The following is a 14,774-nucleotide window of genomic DNA, read 5'->3' as shown; positions in this document are numbered from 1 at the left end:
CGGGTCATGGCCGAGATGTACGGCAAGCGTGACGGCTGTTCCCTGGGCCGAGGCGGATCCATGCACCTGTTCGATGCCGACGCCCGCTTCTATGGCGGCAATGCCATCGTCGCCGGCGGCTTGCCACTGGCCGTGGGCCTGGCACTGGCTGATCGCCTGCAGGGCATTGATCGCGCCACGGTCTGTTTTCTGGGGGATGGCGCCGCCGCCGAGGGTGCTTTTTATGAAAGCCTGAATCTGGCTGCCTTGTGGAAGTTGCCGGTGCTTTTTGTCTGTGAGAACAATCAGTACGCCATGGGTACTCCCATAGCGGTGGCCCATGCCGAGACCGCCATTCACCGCAAGGCAGAAGCGATCGGCGTTCCCGCGCAGCTCGTGGATGGCATGAGCGTGATCCGGGTGGAAGCCGCCGCTCGCTGTGCCCTGGACAGCATCCGGAACGGCGAAGGCCCACAGTTTCTCGAGTGTGACACCTATCGTTTTCGCGCGCATTCCATGTTCGATCCCCAACTCTATCGGCATCAATCGGAAGTGGAGGAATGGAAAAAACGCGATCCCATCGACCGGCTCGGCAAGTGGATGAGCGAAGCCGGTCTCTTAAGTCCGGACCAGCGGCAAGACCTGGAAGCGGATATTGCCCAGGAAGTCGAAGACGCCGTGAATTTTGCCGAGGCCGCCGAATGGGAACCCGAAAGCGATCTCCTGGAACATGTGAGCGCCCCCCTGCCCGACCCCATGCCACCGCCGCCCGGCGCGGAAACCGAGGCACAGGACGTCACGCTGAGAGAAGCCTTTCGACGGGGCATTGAAGAGGCTCTGGAACATGACCCGCGGGTCTTCATCATGGGGGAAGACATCGGGCATTACGGGGGCTGCTATGCCGTCACCCGCGACATGCTCGAGCAATTCGGCCCCGATCGGGTCAGGGACACGCCGCTCTCGGAAAATGCCTTCACCGGGGCCGGCATTGGTGCGGCCCTGGGCGGCATGCGGCCCATCGTGGAGATCATGACCGTCAACTTCAGCCTCTTGGCGATGGACCAGATCGTCAATACTGCCGCTGCCCTGCTCCACATGTCCGGTGGCCAGTTTCCAGTACCACTGGTGATCCGCATGGCCACCGGCGCCGGTCGCCAGGTGGCGGCCCAGCATTCCCACAGTTTCGAGAATTGGTTTGCCCATGTGCCGGGCCTCCGCGTGCTGGCCCCCGCTACCCCGGAGGATGCCCGTTACATGCTGTGGGCAGCGCTTCAGGACCCCAATCCGGTGCTGATTTTCGAGCATGTCATGCTCTACAACCGCCAGGGCAGTTTGGCGCCACACCCGGAAGGCGTGGATATCCAGCGGGCGGCCATCCGCCGTCCCGGCCAACACGTGAGCCTGATTACCTACGGCGGTTGTCTCTACAAATGCCTGGAAGCGGCGGATGTTCTTGCCAAGGAGGGGATCGAGGCCGAAGTGATCGACCTGCGGGTGCTGCGGCCCCTGGATACCGATACCTTGCAGGCGTGCGTGGGCCGAACCGGTCGGGCTGTCATCGTGGACGAAGGCTGGCAGACAGGCAGCCTAGCCGGGGAAATCATGGCCACCCTGACGGAGACGGTTTTCTGGTCTCTGGATGCCCCCCTTGCCCGGGTCTGCAGCCAGGAAGTCCCCATCCCCTATGCCCGCCATCTTGAGGAAGCCGCGCTGCCACAAGTGGAAGACATCGTCCGTTCGACCCGCGCCATCATGGGGGAAAAACCATGAGTGATTTCACCATGCCTTCCATGGGCGCGGACATGGAGGCCGGGACCCTGATTGAATGGAAGGTACAGCCGGGTGAGCGGGTGAGCCGGGGCCAGGTGATTGCGGTGGTGGATACGGCCAAGGCCGCCCTTGATGTGGAGGTCTTCGAAGACGGGATTGTGGAAGAACTGTATGTCGAGGAAGGTACGGCCGTGCCGGTAGGCCAGGCGCTGGCCCGCATCGGCGATGGGCAGGGCAAGCACCCGGAACCACCCCGGGAGAAGGAGAAGGAGAAGGAGAAGGAGAAGGAGGAAACGGTGCCGGAGCCACAAGCCCCGGCGTCGGCGGCCAAGCCAGCCACGCCCGAGCCGGCTCCGTCAGCACGGCGCGCAGAAAGCACGACTGGCAGGCCAGACACCACCGCACCACCGGTGTCCGCCAAATCCAAACCCATGGCCTCCCCTGCCGCAAGGCGACGGGCGCGGGAAGCGGGTGTGGACCTGAGCGCGCTAAAAGGCAGCGGCTCGGCGCAATCCATCGTCCTTGCGGATGTGGACGCCGCCATTGGCCGACAGCCCTCCGCCAAGCCCCGGTCCCAGGAGATGCGCCAAGACATGCGCCAGGCCATTGCGGCCGCCATGAGCCGGGCCAAGCGGGAAATCCCCCACTACTACCTAGACACCACCGTGGATCTCCATGCCGCGGAAACGTGGCTGGCCGACTACAATCGCGAGCGCCCACCGGAATCCCGGCTGCTCATGGCGGCCCTCTTTGCCAAAGCCACCGCCCTGGCATTGGCAAAGCATGGGGATCTCAATGGCCATTATGAAGCAGCGGGCTTCCAGGCGGCCGAATCCGTGAACCTGGGCCTGGCCATTCACCTGCGCGGCGGCGGCCTGGTGGCCCCGGCCATCCTCGACGCTGACAAGCTCGCATTGCCGGAACTGATGCGGCAACTCCAGGACCTGGTCAAGCGGGCCCGGAGTAGCGGTCTGAAGGGCTCGGAGATGAGCCAGGGTACCGCCACCCTGACCAATCTGGGTGAACGGGGCGTGGATACCGTCATTGGCGTCATCCACCCGCCGCAGGTAGCCATGATCGGCTTTGGCCGCCCCCGCCGCCAGCCGGTGGCCCTGCCCGACGGTATCGGAGTACATATGAGCGTCAAGCTCAGCCTGGCCGCCGACCACCGGGTCTGTGACGGACACAGCGGCGCGCTTTTTCTTAATGAGATTGATCAGCATCTGCAAACACCGGAGGCACTGTGAACCGCGAGGATCTCAAAAGCGCTGTACTGGAAGAACTGTCCGACATCGCACCCGATATCGACACCAACAGGATCGACGAAGCCGTCCACCTGCGAGATGAATACGACCTGGACTCCATGGATGCCATGAATCTGCTGATGGCCCTGCACAAGCGACTCAAGATCAACATCCCGGAGCAGGAATACGCGAGAATGCGAAGCTTGGGGGAACTGTTGGACTACCTGGCGCAGCAATCCGGATAAGACCCAACACTGGGCGCTCAACCACAAGGGCCATTGTCATGTTCAAGACGGTACTGGTATTGGGCCACATCCATGGCATTCGACTGCAAGTGCATATCAGCTGGCTGGTCATCTTTGCCCTGCTGATGGTCACCCTGACCACGACCCTGCAACATCACCACCCGGAATGGGCCCTGATCACCTCACTGTTGACGGCCCTGTTCACCGCCCTGCTTTTTTTCGCGTCCATTCTCGCCCATGAAATGGGCCACAGTATTGTGGCCATCCGTCGCGGCGTGCCGGTGAAATCCATCACCCTGTTCATATTCGGCGGCATGGCCCAGCTGGGCCGCGACAGCGACAACCCGGAGGATGAGTTCCGAATAGCCATTGCCGGGCCGTTGGTGAGTCTGGCCCTGGCAGTCGGTTTTTTCCTCCTGTCCGTGCTCAGCAACCCCTTCAGTGAAGCCCTGTCGGTGGCCTTTGGCTGGCTAGGGGCCATCAACCTGATCGTGGCGGTTTTCAACCTGATTCCGGGCTTTCCCCTGGACGGGGGGCGTGTTTTCCGGGCAGCGGTCTGGCGGTTTACCGGCGATGCCCGCAAAGGTGTCCGGGCGGCGGTCATGGGGGGCCGGGTGGTGGCCTACGGTCTGTTTGCCCTGGGCATCTGGAACGGGCTGTTCTTCGGCAACCTCATCGGGGGCCTATGGATCATCCTGATTGCCTGGTTCCTGCTTTTTCTGGCCGAGGGTCACGGCAAGCATTACGATCTGCGCGAGCGCCTGGCGGGGATCACTGCCGGAGACCTGGCCGAGCATCATGTGCCATCAGTGGATGCCCGGACGCCGGTGTCGGAGTGGATCAGTCAGCGGGTAGTCCCCGAGGCACGCCGAGCCTACATGATCACGGGAGGCGGTGACGTCCTTGGTTTGCTGACCCTGTCAGATATCAAGCACTTACCCAGAGAGCGTTGGGACCATACCCCAGTGAGTCAATTCATGACCCCAATCGACCGTCTCCACCATGTGGCCCCTGAGAGTGATCCGGAAGAGGTTCTTGGCATCATGACCGAGCATGGCCTGAACCAGCTTCCGGTGGTCGACGAGGACCGAGTCACCGGCTGGATAGACCGCCAACGCCTGCTCCAGGCCATCGAGATCCACCTGGCCACTCAGCCCACTTCGCGTCCGTCCAATCGAGCCCCATCTGCCTAACGTGGAATCCCTTGATGGGAAGCAATGGGTCGGATATCAACCTGGATTACAGCTAGACCAATTGCCATCTAAAGCAGATAGGAGACAGGGAGATGAAAGACGAAGATTCCATAGCTCTGATAACAGGGGGTGCGCGTGGCATTGGACGGGCTACGGCCCTGGCCTATGCACGCAAGGGCTGCCATGTTGCCATCGCAGACCTGCATGATGACGATGCCCAAGGAGTCGTTGAGGAAATCGAACGGATCGGCCAGCGCGCCCTATACCTGCATTGTGATGTGAGTGACTCCGACTCCGTGGCATCGATGATGACCGGTGTGAAGCAGGAATTCGGGCAGCTGGATTACGCCTGCAATAATGCCGGCATCGAAGGTGATCAGGCCCCAACGGCGGATAGCAGCCTGGAGAACTTCGATCGCGTAATGGCCGTCAACCTGCGCGGGCTTTTCATTTGCATGGGCGAAGAACTGGCCCTGATGCTGGAACGCGGCAAGGGCAGCATCATCAATGTGGCCTCCATCGCCGGCCTGATCGGCTTCCCCAAGCTGCCGGCCTATTGCGCCTCCAAGGGTGGCGTCGTGCAGCTGACACGCACTGCCGCCATCGAGTACGCCGAGCAAGGCATACGCATCAACGCCGTATGTCCGGGGGCCGTGCAGACGGAAATGATCGACCGGATTACCGGGAAAAAGGCCGACGTGGTGGAGCAGTTCCGTAACATGCACCCCATGAAGCGCATGGCAACACCCGAGGAAGTCGCTAACACGATCGTCTGGCTCAGTTGCAAGGAAGCGAGCTTCATTACCGGCCAGGCCATAGCCGTAGACGGCGGGTATGTAGCGGCTTGAACCGCCCTCGCGTTAGTTATTACGTTGCAGGAGAAAGACCGACTCGCTACCCCCGCTCAGCCCCCGTTTTCGCAAACCGTCGTCCTGGGGCAGGCGTGTGTGGTGCAGACACTCGATGCGATGGCCTTGTCCGAAAAGGCGCTCCACTTCGGCATCACTGACATTGAACGGCGGCCCCTCAAAGCCCGACTGCGGTGGGTAATCGAGTGTCACCAGCAGTATTCGGGTCTCCGGCCCGGTGATACGCAGGAGATGATCCGCATAACGCTGGCGCATCTCAGGTGGCAGCGCAATCAGAGCAGCTCGGTCATAGACCAATGCAACCGGCCCGATATCATCGGCGGTCAACTGGAAGAAATCACCGCACCAGAGCTCGATGTCCTTGTGGCGATAACAGGTGAACCGTTGCCCTGCGTTCTCCTGGGGATCAATACCCCGCTCGGCGAAGAAAGCGGCACAGGCGAGATCACTCAGCTCCACACCAATGACATGATGCCCCTGGTCCCGCAACCAGGCCAGATCATGGGCCTTGCCACACAAGGGCACCAGCACCTTCTCCCCCGGAAGTGGTTCAAGGTACTGCCAGTACATCTGAAGGTGCTTGTTGACCTGCCCTTCGTGAAACCCGATCTGCTCGTTTTGCCAGCGCTCGCGCCAGAATTCCGGATCCATGCGAAGCCCTCCTCCCGCTTCAGTGTCTGCCTGCCTTTTCGGCTTCCCGTTTCTCCTGACATGGGCGACAGCGTTTCGCCGTAGGCCACGCCTCCAGCCGCGCCTCGGGAATCACCTCGTCACAAACGATGCATATTCCGTAGCTGCCGTTCTCGATTCGAGCCAGAGCGGCCCGGATATCCTCCAGCTCTTCCGCCTCCCGGCGCAGGCCGGCATTACGAATAACGGCAACGCTATCCCGGAAGGAAATATCCTTGGTGTCCATCACCTCCCGCAACCCCACATCCCGGGAGAGGCTTTTTTCTTCGTTCTGGAGCCGACGAATATCGGCAAGCACAGCATCACGCTTGCCATTGAGTATGGCATTAAAGCGGTCCATTGTTGGCATAATTCTTTTCTCCTTTATCATCCTTGCCACTGTGTAGTGTTCGCACCGCCAGTCTAGACATGCGTCTGTTGGGGCAGTACCAGCACCGGACATCCCGCATGGGAGAGCAGATAGTTGACGGTATCTCGGCTCAGGGGCCAGAGGTGCTCATGCTCAAACACGATGACAAGATCGCTCTGCCGTTCACCGGATTCAGCCACCAGCCGTTTGCCGGGCTGACCGACCCTTACGATGGAATCGACGTCTATTCCAAGCGGAACCTGCTTCCGGACCAACACGGTCAACGCTCGTTCCAAATGCTGAACAGCCGCCTTGATCTCCTCCTCATTTTCCAATGCCGGAAAGAAGGTGGGACCTTCTGGGCGATCAACCACTGACACCAGAACCAGCTTGCCGCCCTCCTCCAGCAAACGCATCGCCATGCGAATGCATGCGTCCGCTTCATCATCATGCTCTGGATATACGCCGACCAGGATTGATCTGAACATTCCCGACTCCCGCCAATCGAACGCCGATATCTGCAAAAGAAGTGCCGCAGAACCCCGACACTCCCACAATCTGAGCCTGCCTGTTACGGCCTGTCGCCCGACACCAAATCGGCCTCGTGCTCAGTCAGTCTCCTCTTATCCGCTAGTCCCGGTGTTGATGCAGATCAAGGAAGGCGCCGTTCAATGGAGCCCTTAGCAATCTCAGCGGTGAACCGGCACTCTTCCGGCACCCATCCCTGCCCAAGCGAGCGACGCGCTGATAGGGCTCCATACACCGCAAATTGCCTGTGTATAGCGCCCAAAAAGTGCCGCAATTTGGTCATCTCCCGGGAAGTTGCCATGATCGTCCGGGTTTGATGATTGACTGCGGAGCTGCTGATGTCGATTGAGCGAGCCAACCAGACGCGGCTGGAGCGTCGGGAGCTGTTTCCTGAGCTGCACTTTGCCGTCTATGCCAACCGCGCCCCTATCTCCCCCTTGAGCGGCAATGTCACAACCTGGCAGAAGGCCGGAAAACGGAGTGCTCATGACTGAATTCACATCCTTCTCTGCCTTGCTCGGCGGCGTACTAATCGGCCTCGCTGCCGTGCTCCTGATGGCGCTTTTCGGCCTCGGTTTGGCAATCTCCCAGATGATCAACCCACTCAAGGTGCTGGGCTTCCTTGATGTCCTCGGAAACTGGGACCCCAGCCTGGCCTTCGTCATGGTCGGCACCATTGCCGTCACCCTGCCCGGGTTTCTACCTGGTCCGCAAAATGGGCAAGCCCGTCTTCGCTCCCGGCCTCCAGTGGCCGGAGGGCCAGGACATCAACTGCCAGTTGTTGCTCGACGCGGGCCTGTTCGGGATCGGCTGGGGACTGGCCGGCTATTGCCCGGGACCGGGTATTGGCGCGATGGCATTGAGTATCCACGAGATGGCGTTCTACGAGCCGCTGATATTCACGGTCTCGATGCTAGTGGGCTTTCTTGCGTGGCACATACTCGACCGGAGAACCCGTCCGGCCACTGACGGCTAAAGCGGTACCTGCCGTCACTACTACCGGTCATCAAGGCCGCGATGCGGCCTGCTTCCCTGCTCAGATCAAACGCGCCGAGCGCAAAGGCCAGACCTTCAATATCGATCCAACCTCGCACCACCCGACCTTCCTGCATAATTTGCCGGGCTATCCGCCGCACCGTATTGGAAGGAATGGAAAGACTGATCCCCACACTACCGGCCGAGGGCCCAATCAACATGGAATTGATGCCGATAAGCCGACCCTGGGAGTTGAGCAAAGGACCACCGGAGTTCCCGGGGTTGATGGACGCATCGGATTGAATCAGGTCACGAATAATATAGCCGGATTGCAGTTGCACCGGCCAATTAAGCACCGATACAACGCCGACAGTCAGGGTACCTTCCAAGCCAAAGGGATTACCCAAGGTCAGAACCGACTGACCTACCTGGACCCTCCCACTGTCGGCAAAGGGCAACACGGTCAACGGCCATCCCATGGGATCGAATCGCAGCACAGCCAAATCCATCTCTGGGTCTGAACCTATCAGCTGGGCCGGATACAGACTGCCGTCGTACAGCGACACAATCAGTCGTTGAGCTCCGGCCCAACGACTGCGATAGGCGCTCAAGGTAGTCACGCTTACCACAGCCCGGTGGGTCCGGCGATGGACTTGAATCCTGGCCAATTCCTCCTGGGACAAGCCCTCTTCGATCAGGGGTGGCAATGGCTCTTCCTCCGGCACCCCGACCGTAAATGCCGGTGACATGGCATCGATGAATTCCGGAGCCGGGCTGACCTCCGAATAGCCAGCGCATCCGGACAGGCCCAACAGCAAAACCGGAAACAGGCTTAAGACAGGGCGCATGACAACTTCAGGCGGCATAATCAAAACATCAGAATAAGGGAACCTCAATCAAGACCACCCATCTTCAACTGATCATTCCCTCGGTGCAAGTCGATATGCGAGCCGGTCAGTTGCCGCCGACGGAAGACAATGGCGTGAGCTACCTTAAAGTCCCATTGAAGCAATTGGGCCCTGCGCTCGGCCTGCGTAACGTCCACGACTGAAGTCGAATCACCGCGCTTGACATTATTTTACTGAAGTCTGTTTTCCCGTCGGTTACGAACAGGAGATTGCCACCAAGCTGACCCTAGGTACTCAGTACTACGTGGAATGGCTGCAGGACTTTGTTGAACTGGAAGTCGGATTCCAGGGTGAGTCGGCCACCGTGCCAAAAGAATTCCGCCAAGTGATCACGCTGAGGCTCACCCAGCAGCTGATGCGGGACAACCTCACCATCGGACTAAAGGCCGACCTTCGGGACGCGTGAAAACACCATGCGAGGGGGTATCCCCCGCATGGAATATGCGTCAGCGGGATTACTTGCGCCGACCAGTAATAAGCAGGTACTCCCGCTCGATATGCAGGCCCGCCTCAGTGGCGTAGCGACCATGGTAGGCGTCAACATCCTGCTTAAAGGCAGCCTGCTCGCTTTCGGACAGCTGCTTCATGACCTGTCGGATCGGGCCGAAGCCGCGGGCATACCATTGCCAGGCATCTTCCACCTTGTCGAAATAATGGTGATTCACACCCGGTTCAAACCAGAGTTCAAAATCTTGCCCCAGCAGCGCCCGGGCATGGTCGGGATCGCCCCAAGCCAGTGGTGACGGTTCCGGGGCCGGGTCGCCACTGTGTTTGCCGATCACCCCGAAGAATTCCTGGACCGCACCCTCCGGTGCCCACACCGCCAGTGACAGACGACCACCCCGGCGACACACCCGCGCCAGTTCGCGTGCGGCCTGCGCCTGATCTGCCGCAAACATCACTCCAAAAGTGGAGATCACGCCGTCGAAATGGCCATCGTCGAAAGGCAGCCGTTCGGCGTCAGCCTGCCGAAACCGGACCGCCGGTCGCAGGTGCGCCGACAGCGTCTCCGCCGCTTCCAGCAACTCGGAGGCGATATCCACGCCGGTCACATTCGCTCCGGCACGGGCCATATTGCGTGCTGTCCAGCCTGTGCCCGTCGCCACATCAAGAATCTCCTGACCGGGCCGCGGATTGAGTCGCTGGGCCGCATGGGCCAGCGCGTCTGAAACGCCGAAGCTGATATTGTCGTAATGGCTGCCGCCAAGATTCCAGGTACGGGCGGCGTCCTCGTGATGGGGCTGTACTGACACCCCGGGCCCACTCTCCATCGAATGCACCTGATTCATGATGACCTCCGTATAGCAGAAGCAATCGTGCTGGCCCTGCCGGGCCACCCGCCTGCGGGAATGGTCCTCGGCAACGCAATCGGCCACTAGACCGACTATCATAGTATATAGACCGATCGTCATATTTTGTCAATAATGGTAAAAAGAGGACCATGGGTAACGAAACCAGAAAGCGAATGCTCCAGACCACCTTGCGGCTGATCCAGCTGCGTGGACTGCACGGAGTGAGCCTGAACGATATCCTTGAGGAAAGCGGCAGCCCCCGGGGATCCCTCTATTTTCATTTTCCGGGCGGCAAGGAAGCGCTAGTGGCGGAAGCCATGCAAAGCGGGATCGAAGAAGCTTCCCAGGTGCTTAGGGAGTGCCTGGCATCGGCCTCCCATCCCGCAGACGGCGTCAAGGCATTTTTTCAGGCAGCGGCCGAGGAAATGACCCGCTCCGACTACGGCTTTGGATGCCCCGTCGCCCCTATCATCCTGGACTCGCCCCACGTTTCCACAAAACTGGCTGCTGCCTGTCGGGCCGCCATTGATGAGTGGACGGAAATGTATCGAGAAGCCCTTTTGGCTGGTGGCCTGAGCTTCGAAAGGGCTGGCCGAGTCGCCAACACGATCACCGCCAGTCTGGAAGGGGCACTGATCATGGCGAGAAGCCACCAGGATGCAACGCTTATCGTGACGGTAGGAGATGAAGTAGCCGACTTGATCACCCTGGCTGTCAATCGCTAAAGCGCATCCTACGCCCGGCCGGCCTGCCCCCGCGGCCCGCTTTCCAATGTCCTATAGCGTACATACCACCCTGAATCGTGATAGCATCCATTATGAGAAAACAAACCCGCTTCACCGGGGAACACAGCCCACCAAGAGGGGCGCATACCCATGTCCAATCAACCCGACCCCAGTCAGAATCATCTGCTCGCCGCTCTACCACCCGATGAATACGCGCGTATAGCACCGAATCTCGAGCTGGCCGACCTACGCCTCGGCGATACCCTCTGCGAACCCTACATTGAAATGCAGCATGTCTATTTTCCGGTGGACTCCATCGTCTCCCTGCTGTGCGTCATGGAAGACGGCGACTCGGCAGAAATCGCCATCGTCGGACACGAGGGCATTGTCGGCGTTTCACTCTTCATGGGGGGGGAAACCACGCCCAGCCAGGCCGTGGTGCAATCCGCCGGCAAAGCCTATAAATTGCCGGGCCGCGCACTCAAGAGCGAATTCTACCGGGGAGGGCCCATGCAACACCTCCTTCTGCGCTACACCCAGGCCCTGCTGACCCAGATGGCCCAAACCGCTGTCTGCAACCGCCATCACAGCCTGGATCAACAGCTCTGCCGCTGGTTGCTGATCAGTCAAGACCGCCTGCCTTCCAATGAGCTGATCATGACCCAGGAACTGATTGCCAATATGCTGGGTGTCAGACGTGAAGGGGTCACGGAGGCCGCCGGTCGACTACAGCATGCGGGCCTGATCCGTTATCACCGTGGGCACATCACCCTCCTGGATCGGCCCGGCCTGGAGAAGCGCGCCTGTGAATGCTACGGTGTTGTCAAACGTGAATATGATCGACTCCTGGCGGAAAGACCATCCCGCTGAACTTTGTACGCTACCGCCCCGACACTGCCTCTCCCTTATGCCAGAGTTTCTCTTACGGGCCTGACCCAGGCCGCCTGTTCTGGCCACAGTGCATGCCCTGACTCCCGTACATCCCTGCCTCCCAGGGTTCGATCAATCACCAGGAGTCCTCCCAATGACGGCCCGCGTTGCCAGCAATCGTCTGCTTGCACTATTACCGGAAAGCGAGCGTGCCGAGATCTTGTCACAGTGTGATGAGCTGACTCTGAAGTTTGGTGAAACCCTCGTGGAATCCGGCGCGACATACAGTCATGTGTACTTTCCACTCCGGGGATTCATCTCCCTGATAACCATCATGAATGAAAAACCGGCCCTGGAATCCGGATTGGTGGGTGCAGAAGGCATGCTTGGCGCCACCCTGGCACTGGGGGTTGGCAGTGCACCGACTCGGGCTCTGGTTCAGGGCGCCGGAACCACCTTGCGCATGGACGTTGCCGTTTTCACAACCCTGATCGAGCGATATCCGCGGCTACGCAGGATAGTAATGCATTACCTTCATGTAATGATCGAGCAACTGGCACAAACCTCGGCCTGTACCCGCTTCCACCTCGTAGAAGCAAGGCTGGCACGCTGGCTGCTGATGACTCGGGACCGGGCCAGAAGTGACAATTTCGATATCACGCAGCAATTTCTCGCCTGCATGCTCGGTGTTCGCCGCGTAGGAGTGACTGCTGCGGCCAGGAAAATGCAGGAACGGGGCTTGATCGACTACTGTCGCGGCCATATTGAAATACTCGATCGGCGTGGTCTGGAAGCCGCAGCGTGCAGTTGTTACAAAGCGGACCGAGCAGTCTATAGACGGATTATGGCGTAGTAAACGCCCGGGCGGCACGCTCATTGCCAACCTCCCCATCCCCTTTGGCAGTAAAGAAGCCGCAAGCATTCTCCTCTCTCGTCTTAGCCTGAAACATGGCGATATCTGCATGTTCAATCAAGGCATCCATTTCCTTTCCATTCGCCGGATACATGCTGATTCCGATACTTAAGGTGACTTTCACCTCATGGCCGTCAACCAACAGCGGGTTCAAAAATAAGCTAAGAAGCTTCTTTGCAGCCTGCTCGGCCGCTGACGCATCTGCCACATCCGCCAACAAGATCAGAAACTCATCTCCCCCTTGTCGGCATACCGTATCGGTATCACGGACCCCGTGAAGCAGACGATCGGCCACCGCCTTAAGAACATGATCACCGACCCTATGACCCAGGCGATCATTGATATTCTTGAAATTATCCAGATCGACAAACAGCATCGCAGCCTGTCTTTCATGACGGTTGGCCAGGCTGATGACCTGTCTGAATCGTTCCTCGAAGAGTGGCCGACTCGCCAATCCAGTCAGTGAATCATGACCGGCTAGCCACGCCATCTTTCGCGTCATTGAGAGGGACTGGTTGACATCGCGGAAAACGATCACCGCACCCGTAACCCGACCATATCGGTCATGTACCGGTGCCGCTGAATCCTCAATGCCGGTTTCACTGCCATCAAGGCGATGTAGGACGCAATTTGCCGCCAACCCCACGTTGGTATTTTCGGCCATGGCATGCAGAGCCGGGTTTCTGGCGCGTTTCCCACTGTCTCGATCAGTGATCTTGAACACGGCGGGCAGCGGTTTCCCAACGGCATTGGAGCTGGGCCAGCCGGTCAGTTCCTCGGCAACCTGATTGAGGTAAGTTACTTTTCCCTGAATATCGGTGACCAAAACCGCGTCACCGATGGACCCCAGCGTCACTCGAGCGCGCTCCTTTTCCTCGAAAAGGGCTTCATCCGCCACCCGCCAGGCCGCCTCGGTCGCTTTTCGACGCGTCACGTAGTGCAGTGCGCCCGGCAGCCAGTCCATATCGATTGCATTCTCATCCGGCTCCAGTTCATCGCCATCGATCTGTGCTGAATGGGTGCCGATCTCACTCAATGGCAGCACCAGTGAGTCGGGGGTTGCCAGGCGCAATTGCTTGAATACTTCGGGACCAGCGCAGTCAGGCAAGCTCATGCCGGCCAGGACAACCTCGATATCGCCCTGCGCCACTCGATCTAGTGCTAACGCAAGGTTCGTCACCCATTCAACACGGAAAACACCTTCTCCGGCACCTAGCAGAGCCTCCTCAACCAACCGCGCCACATCAATATTGGCCTCCACAAACAATACCGTTACCGGCTCAGCTCTCGATACCAGCGCTTGTGGGTGGTGATCCCGTTGAAGATTCACAATGTTACGCTCCCCGGTCATCTATCAACTCGATAAACTCGTAATGGGCGTTTGAATGTGTCCTTATCCCTGCAGAAACCCTGGCCACCAAGAATCTAAGGCAAAAATTTTGCTCTAAATTCCAGCCTATTGGCCGTTCGGGACCGTCTTCGGGAAATGAGCAATAAGAAACCAGCAATAGTTGCGCCAATTCCGGCGAGAAAGTACCAGTGATTCGGATCGAAAACTCGGCTCACCAGCGTTTCGTGAATCGTCACACTAGGGGTTTGCGTCGTACTGTATCCGAAGTACAGGAGCGTCCCAGCACATGCTAGAAAGACCAAGCCCAGCAACCGCCTGATATTCATGGCCAATTCCCCATTCAGGTAATCAAGATAGCCATCGCACCATGACACAGACGGCCCGTCTGTTCGGTAGCGCACCCAATGGATGATTTCCGGGCCGGGCACTCATACGGACGAAAAAACAATTCCCGCTATATACGACGGCCCTGAATCAGCCTGATCAGGACGACAACCACCGCTATCACCAGGAGGATATGTATCAAGCCACCCATTGTGGTTGAGGTAAAGAAACCAAGTAGCCAGAGGACAATCAGTGCGACAACAATAATCTCGAGCATTTTCTTCTCCTTTCAGCCATCAAATGGCGACTAGCTCCGCACACCGAATGTAACGAGCACCAAACCGCCGATGGCTGATGCGATTCCAAATATGAAGTACCAGGTCGTTGATTCAGTAAACCGACCCGTGAATGTTTCATGAACCTGCTCTCCCAAGCTCTGCGAGGCGGTGTAACCGAAATACAGTAGCACTGCCCCTACGACGAGAAGCACGATTCCCAATAACAGATTAATATTCATGATGATCTCCTTGTAAGCCAATATCTGTCCGC

20 protein-coding genes and 1 pseudogene are annotated in these 14,774 nt (G+C 58.9%); 12 read left to right on the top strand and 9 right to left on the bottom strand.

The genetic code is table 11. The annotated features are described in order from the left end of the window. The 5 genes from VCB98_RS12660 to VCB98_RS12640 form a co-directional block, all read left to right on the top strand. The coding region (locus VCB98_RS12660; protein ID WP_346053112.1) for a pyruvate dehydrogenase complex E1 component subunit beta at positions 1–1,749 on the top strand (1,749 nt) is incomplete at its 5' end. Next, entirely contained in the window at positions 1,746–2,996 is a 1,251-nt protein-coding gene (locus VCB98_RS12655; protein WP_346053110.1) for a dihydrolipoamide acetyltransferase family protein, read from the top strand. The genes VCB98_RS12660 and VCB98_RS12655, both read left to right, overlap by 4 nt. Then, positions 2,993–3,238, top strand: a complete 246-nt coding sequence (locus VCB98_RS12650; RefSeq protein WP_346053108.1) for an acyl carrier protein — start codon at positions 2,993–2,995, stop codon at positions 3,236–3,238. The genes VCB98_RS12655 and VCB98_RS12650 overlap by 4 nt, the downstream gene beginning before the upstream one ends. 38 nt (positions 3,239–3,276) lie before the next feature. Next, positions 3,277–4,431 (top strand): site-2 protease family protein, encoded by a 1,155-nt coding sequence (locus VCB98_RS12645; RefSeq protein WP_346053106.1) that lies wholly within the window; start codon positions 3,277–3,279, stop codon positions 4,429–4,431. A gap of 92 nt (positions 4,432–4,523) precedes the next feature. Continuing rightward, complete coding sequence (locus VCB98_RS12640; protein WP_346053104.1) at positions 4,524–5,279, top strand: SDR family NAD(P)-dependent oxidoreductase; 756 nt, start codon at positions 4,524–4,526, stop codon at positions 5,277–5,279. A gap of 12 nt (positions 5,280–5,291) precedes the next feature. Here VCB98_RS12640 and VCB98_RS12635 read toward each other — a convergent pair whose 3' ends face one another. Genes VCB98_RS12635 through VCB98_RS12625 form a run of 3 tightly spaced genes read right to left on the bottom strand, consistent with a single transcriptional unit; the run spans position 5,292 to position 6,827 of the window. Next, a complete protein-coding gene (locus VCB98_RS12635; protein ID WP_346053102.1) occupies positions 5,292–5,951 on the bottom strand; it encodes a thiopurine S-methyltransferase in 660 nt (219 codons plus the stop codon). Between the two features lie 19 nt (positions 5,952–5,970). Continuing rightward, positions 5,971–6,339 (bottom strand): TraR/DksA family transcriptional regulator, encoded by a 369-nt coding sequence (locus VCB98_RS12630; protein WP_346053100.1) that lies wholly within the window; start codon positions 6,337–6,339, stop codon positions 5,971–5,973. A gap of 53 nt (positions 6,340–6,392) precedes the next feature. Then, on the bottom strand, positions 6,393–6,827 hold the full coding sequence (locus VCB98_RS12625; RefSeq protein WP_346053098.1) for a universal stress protein: 435 nt from the start codon (positions 6,825–6,827) through the stop codon (positions 6,393–6,395). 378 nt (positions 6,828–7,205) lie between these two features. On the opposite strand from VCB98_RS12625, the gene VCB98_RS12620 reads away from it, so the two are divergent. From VCB98_RS12620 to VCB98_RS13980, 3 genes and pseudogenes are all read left to right on the top strand, one after another. After that, on the top strand, positions 7,206–7,361 hold the full coding sequence (locus VCB98_RS12620; protein ID WP_346053095.1) for a hypothetical protein: 156 nt from the start codon (positions 7,206–7,208) through the stop codon (positions 7,359–7,361). Next, positions 7,315–7,509: pseudogene (locus VCB98_RS13985) on the top strand (DUF6691 family protein); the annotation flags it as partial. The gene VCB98_RS12620 and the pseudogene VCB98_RS13985, both read left to right, overlap by 47 nt. Further along, positions 7,493–7,843 carry a DUF6691 family protein gene (locus tag VCB98_RS13980; RefSeq protein ID WP_374729220.1) on the top strand — a complete coding sequence of 117 codons (351 nt, stop codon included), beginning with the start codon at positions 7,493–7,495 and terminating at the stop codon, positions 7,841–7,843. The pseudogene VCB98_RS13985 and the gene VCB98_RS13980, both read left to right, overlap by 17 nt. Here VCB98_RS13980 and VCB98_RS12615 read toward each other — a convergent pair. Beyond that, positions 7,767–8,738 carry a S1C family serine protease gene (locus tag VCB98_RS12615; protein ID WP_346053093.1) on the bottom strand — a complete coding sequence of 324 codons (972 nt, stop codon included), beginning with the start codon at positions 8,736–8,738 and terminating at the stop codon, positions 7,767–7,769. The genes VCB98_RS13980 and VCB98_RS12615 overlap by 77 nt on opposite strands. A 256-nt stretch (positions 8,739–8,994) precedes the next feature. Between VCB98_RS12615 and VCB98_RS12610 the strand changes: the two genes are divergently transcribed. Then, on the top strand, positions 8,995–9,156 hold the full coding sequence (locus tag VCB98_RS12610; RefSeq protein WP_346053091.1) for a hypothetical protein: 162 nt from the start codon (positions 8,995–8,997) through the stop codon (positions 9,154–9,156). A gap of 49 nt (positions 9,157–9,205) precedes the next feature. Here VCB98_RS12610 and VCB98_RS12605 read toward each other — a convergent pair whose 3' ends face one another. Beyond that, positions 9,206–10,039 (bottom strand): class I SAM-dependent methyltransferase, encoded by an 834-nt coding sequence (locus VCB98_RS12605; RefSeq protein WP_346053089.1) that lies wholly within the window; start codon positions 10,037–10,039, stop codon positions 9,206–9,208. Between the two features lie 152 nt (positions 10,040–10,191). On the opposite strand from VCB98_RS12605, the gene VCB98_RS12600 reads away from it, so the two are divergent. The 3 genes from VCB98_RS12600 to VCB98_RS12590 all read left to right on the top strand — a co-directional run bounded on the left by VCB98_RS12600 (position 10,192) and on the right by VCB98_RS12590 (position 12,490). Then, positions 10,192–10,767 (top strand): TetR/AcrR family transcriptional regulator, encoded by a 576-nt coding sequence (locus VCB98_RS12600; RefSeq protein WP_346053087.1) that lies wholly within the window; start codon positions 10,192–10,194, stop codon positions 10,765–10,767. 150 nt (positions 10,768–10,917) lie between these two features. Then, on the top strand, positions 10,918–11,637 hold the full coding sequence (locus VCB98_RS12595; RefSeq protein WP_346053085.1) for a Crp/Fnr family transcriptional regulator: 720 nt from the start codon (positions 10,918–10,920) through the stop codon (positions 11,635–11,637). 154 nt (positions 11,638–11,791) lie between these two features. Next, positions 11,792–12,490, top strand: coding sequence for a Crp/Fnr family transcriptional regulator (locus tag VCB98_RS12590; protein WP_346053083.1), 699 nt, complete (start codon positions 11,792–11,794; stop codon positions 12,488–12,490). Here VCB98_RS12590 and VCB98_RS12585 read toward each other — a convergent pair. The 4 genes from VCB98_RS12585 to VCB98_RS12575 all read right to left on the bottom strand — a co-directional run. After that, positions 12,480–13,880, bottom strand: coding sequence for a diguanylate cyclase domain-containing protein (locus VCB98_RS12585; protein ID WP_346053081.1), 1,401 nt, complete (start codon positions 13,878–13,880; stop codon positions 12,480–12,482). The genes VCB98_RS12590 and VCB98_RS12585 overlap by 11 nt on opposite strands. 95 nt (positions 13,881–13,975) lie before the next feature. Next, positions 13,976–14,227: a DUF3185 family protein gene (locus tag VCB98_RS13975; protein ID WP_374729219.1), complete on the bottom strand. Its 252-nt coding sequence runs from the start codon at positions 14,225–14,227 to the stop codon at positions 13,976–13,978. Between the two features lie 128 nt (positions 14,228–14,355). After that, positions 14,356–14,502 carry a lmo0937 family membrane protein gene (locus VCB98_RS12580; protein WP_346053079.1) on the bottom strand — a complete coding sequence of 49 codons (147 nt, stop codon included), beginning with the start codon at positions 14,500–14,502 and terminating at the stop codon, positions 14,356–14,358. A gap of 30 nt (positions 14,503–14,532) precedes the next feature. Further along, positions 14,533–14,774 (bottom strand): DUF3185 family protein (locus VCB98_RS12575; RefSeq protein ID WP_374729218.1); only part of this gene is annotated, 242 nt, incomplete at its 5' end.

Origin of the sequence: Natronospira elongata (assembly GCF_034931365.1) — a bacterium.
GTDB lineage: Bacteria > Pseudomonadota > Gammaproteobacteria > Natronospirales > Natronospiraceae > Natronospira > Natronospira elongata.
The sequence above is the reverse complement of the archived record's forward strand: the minus strand, read 5'-3'. Positions and strand labels throughout refer to the sequence as shown.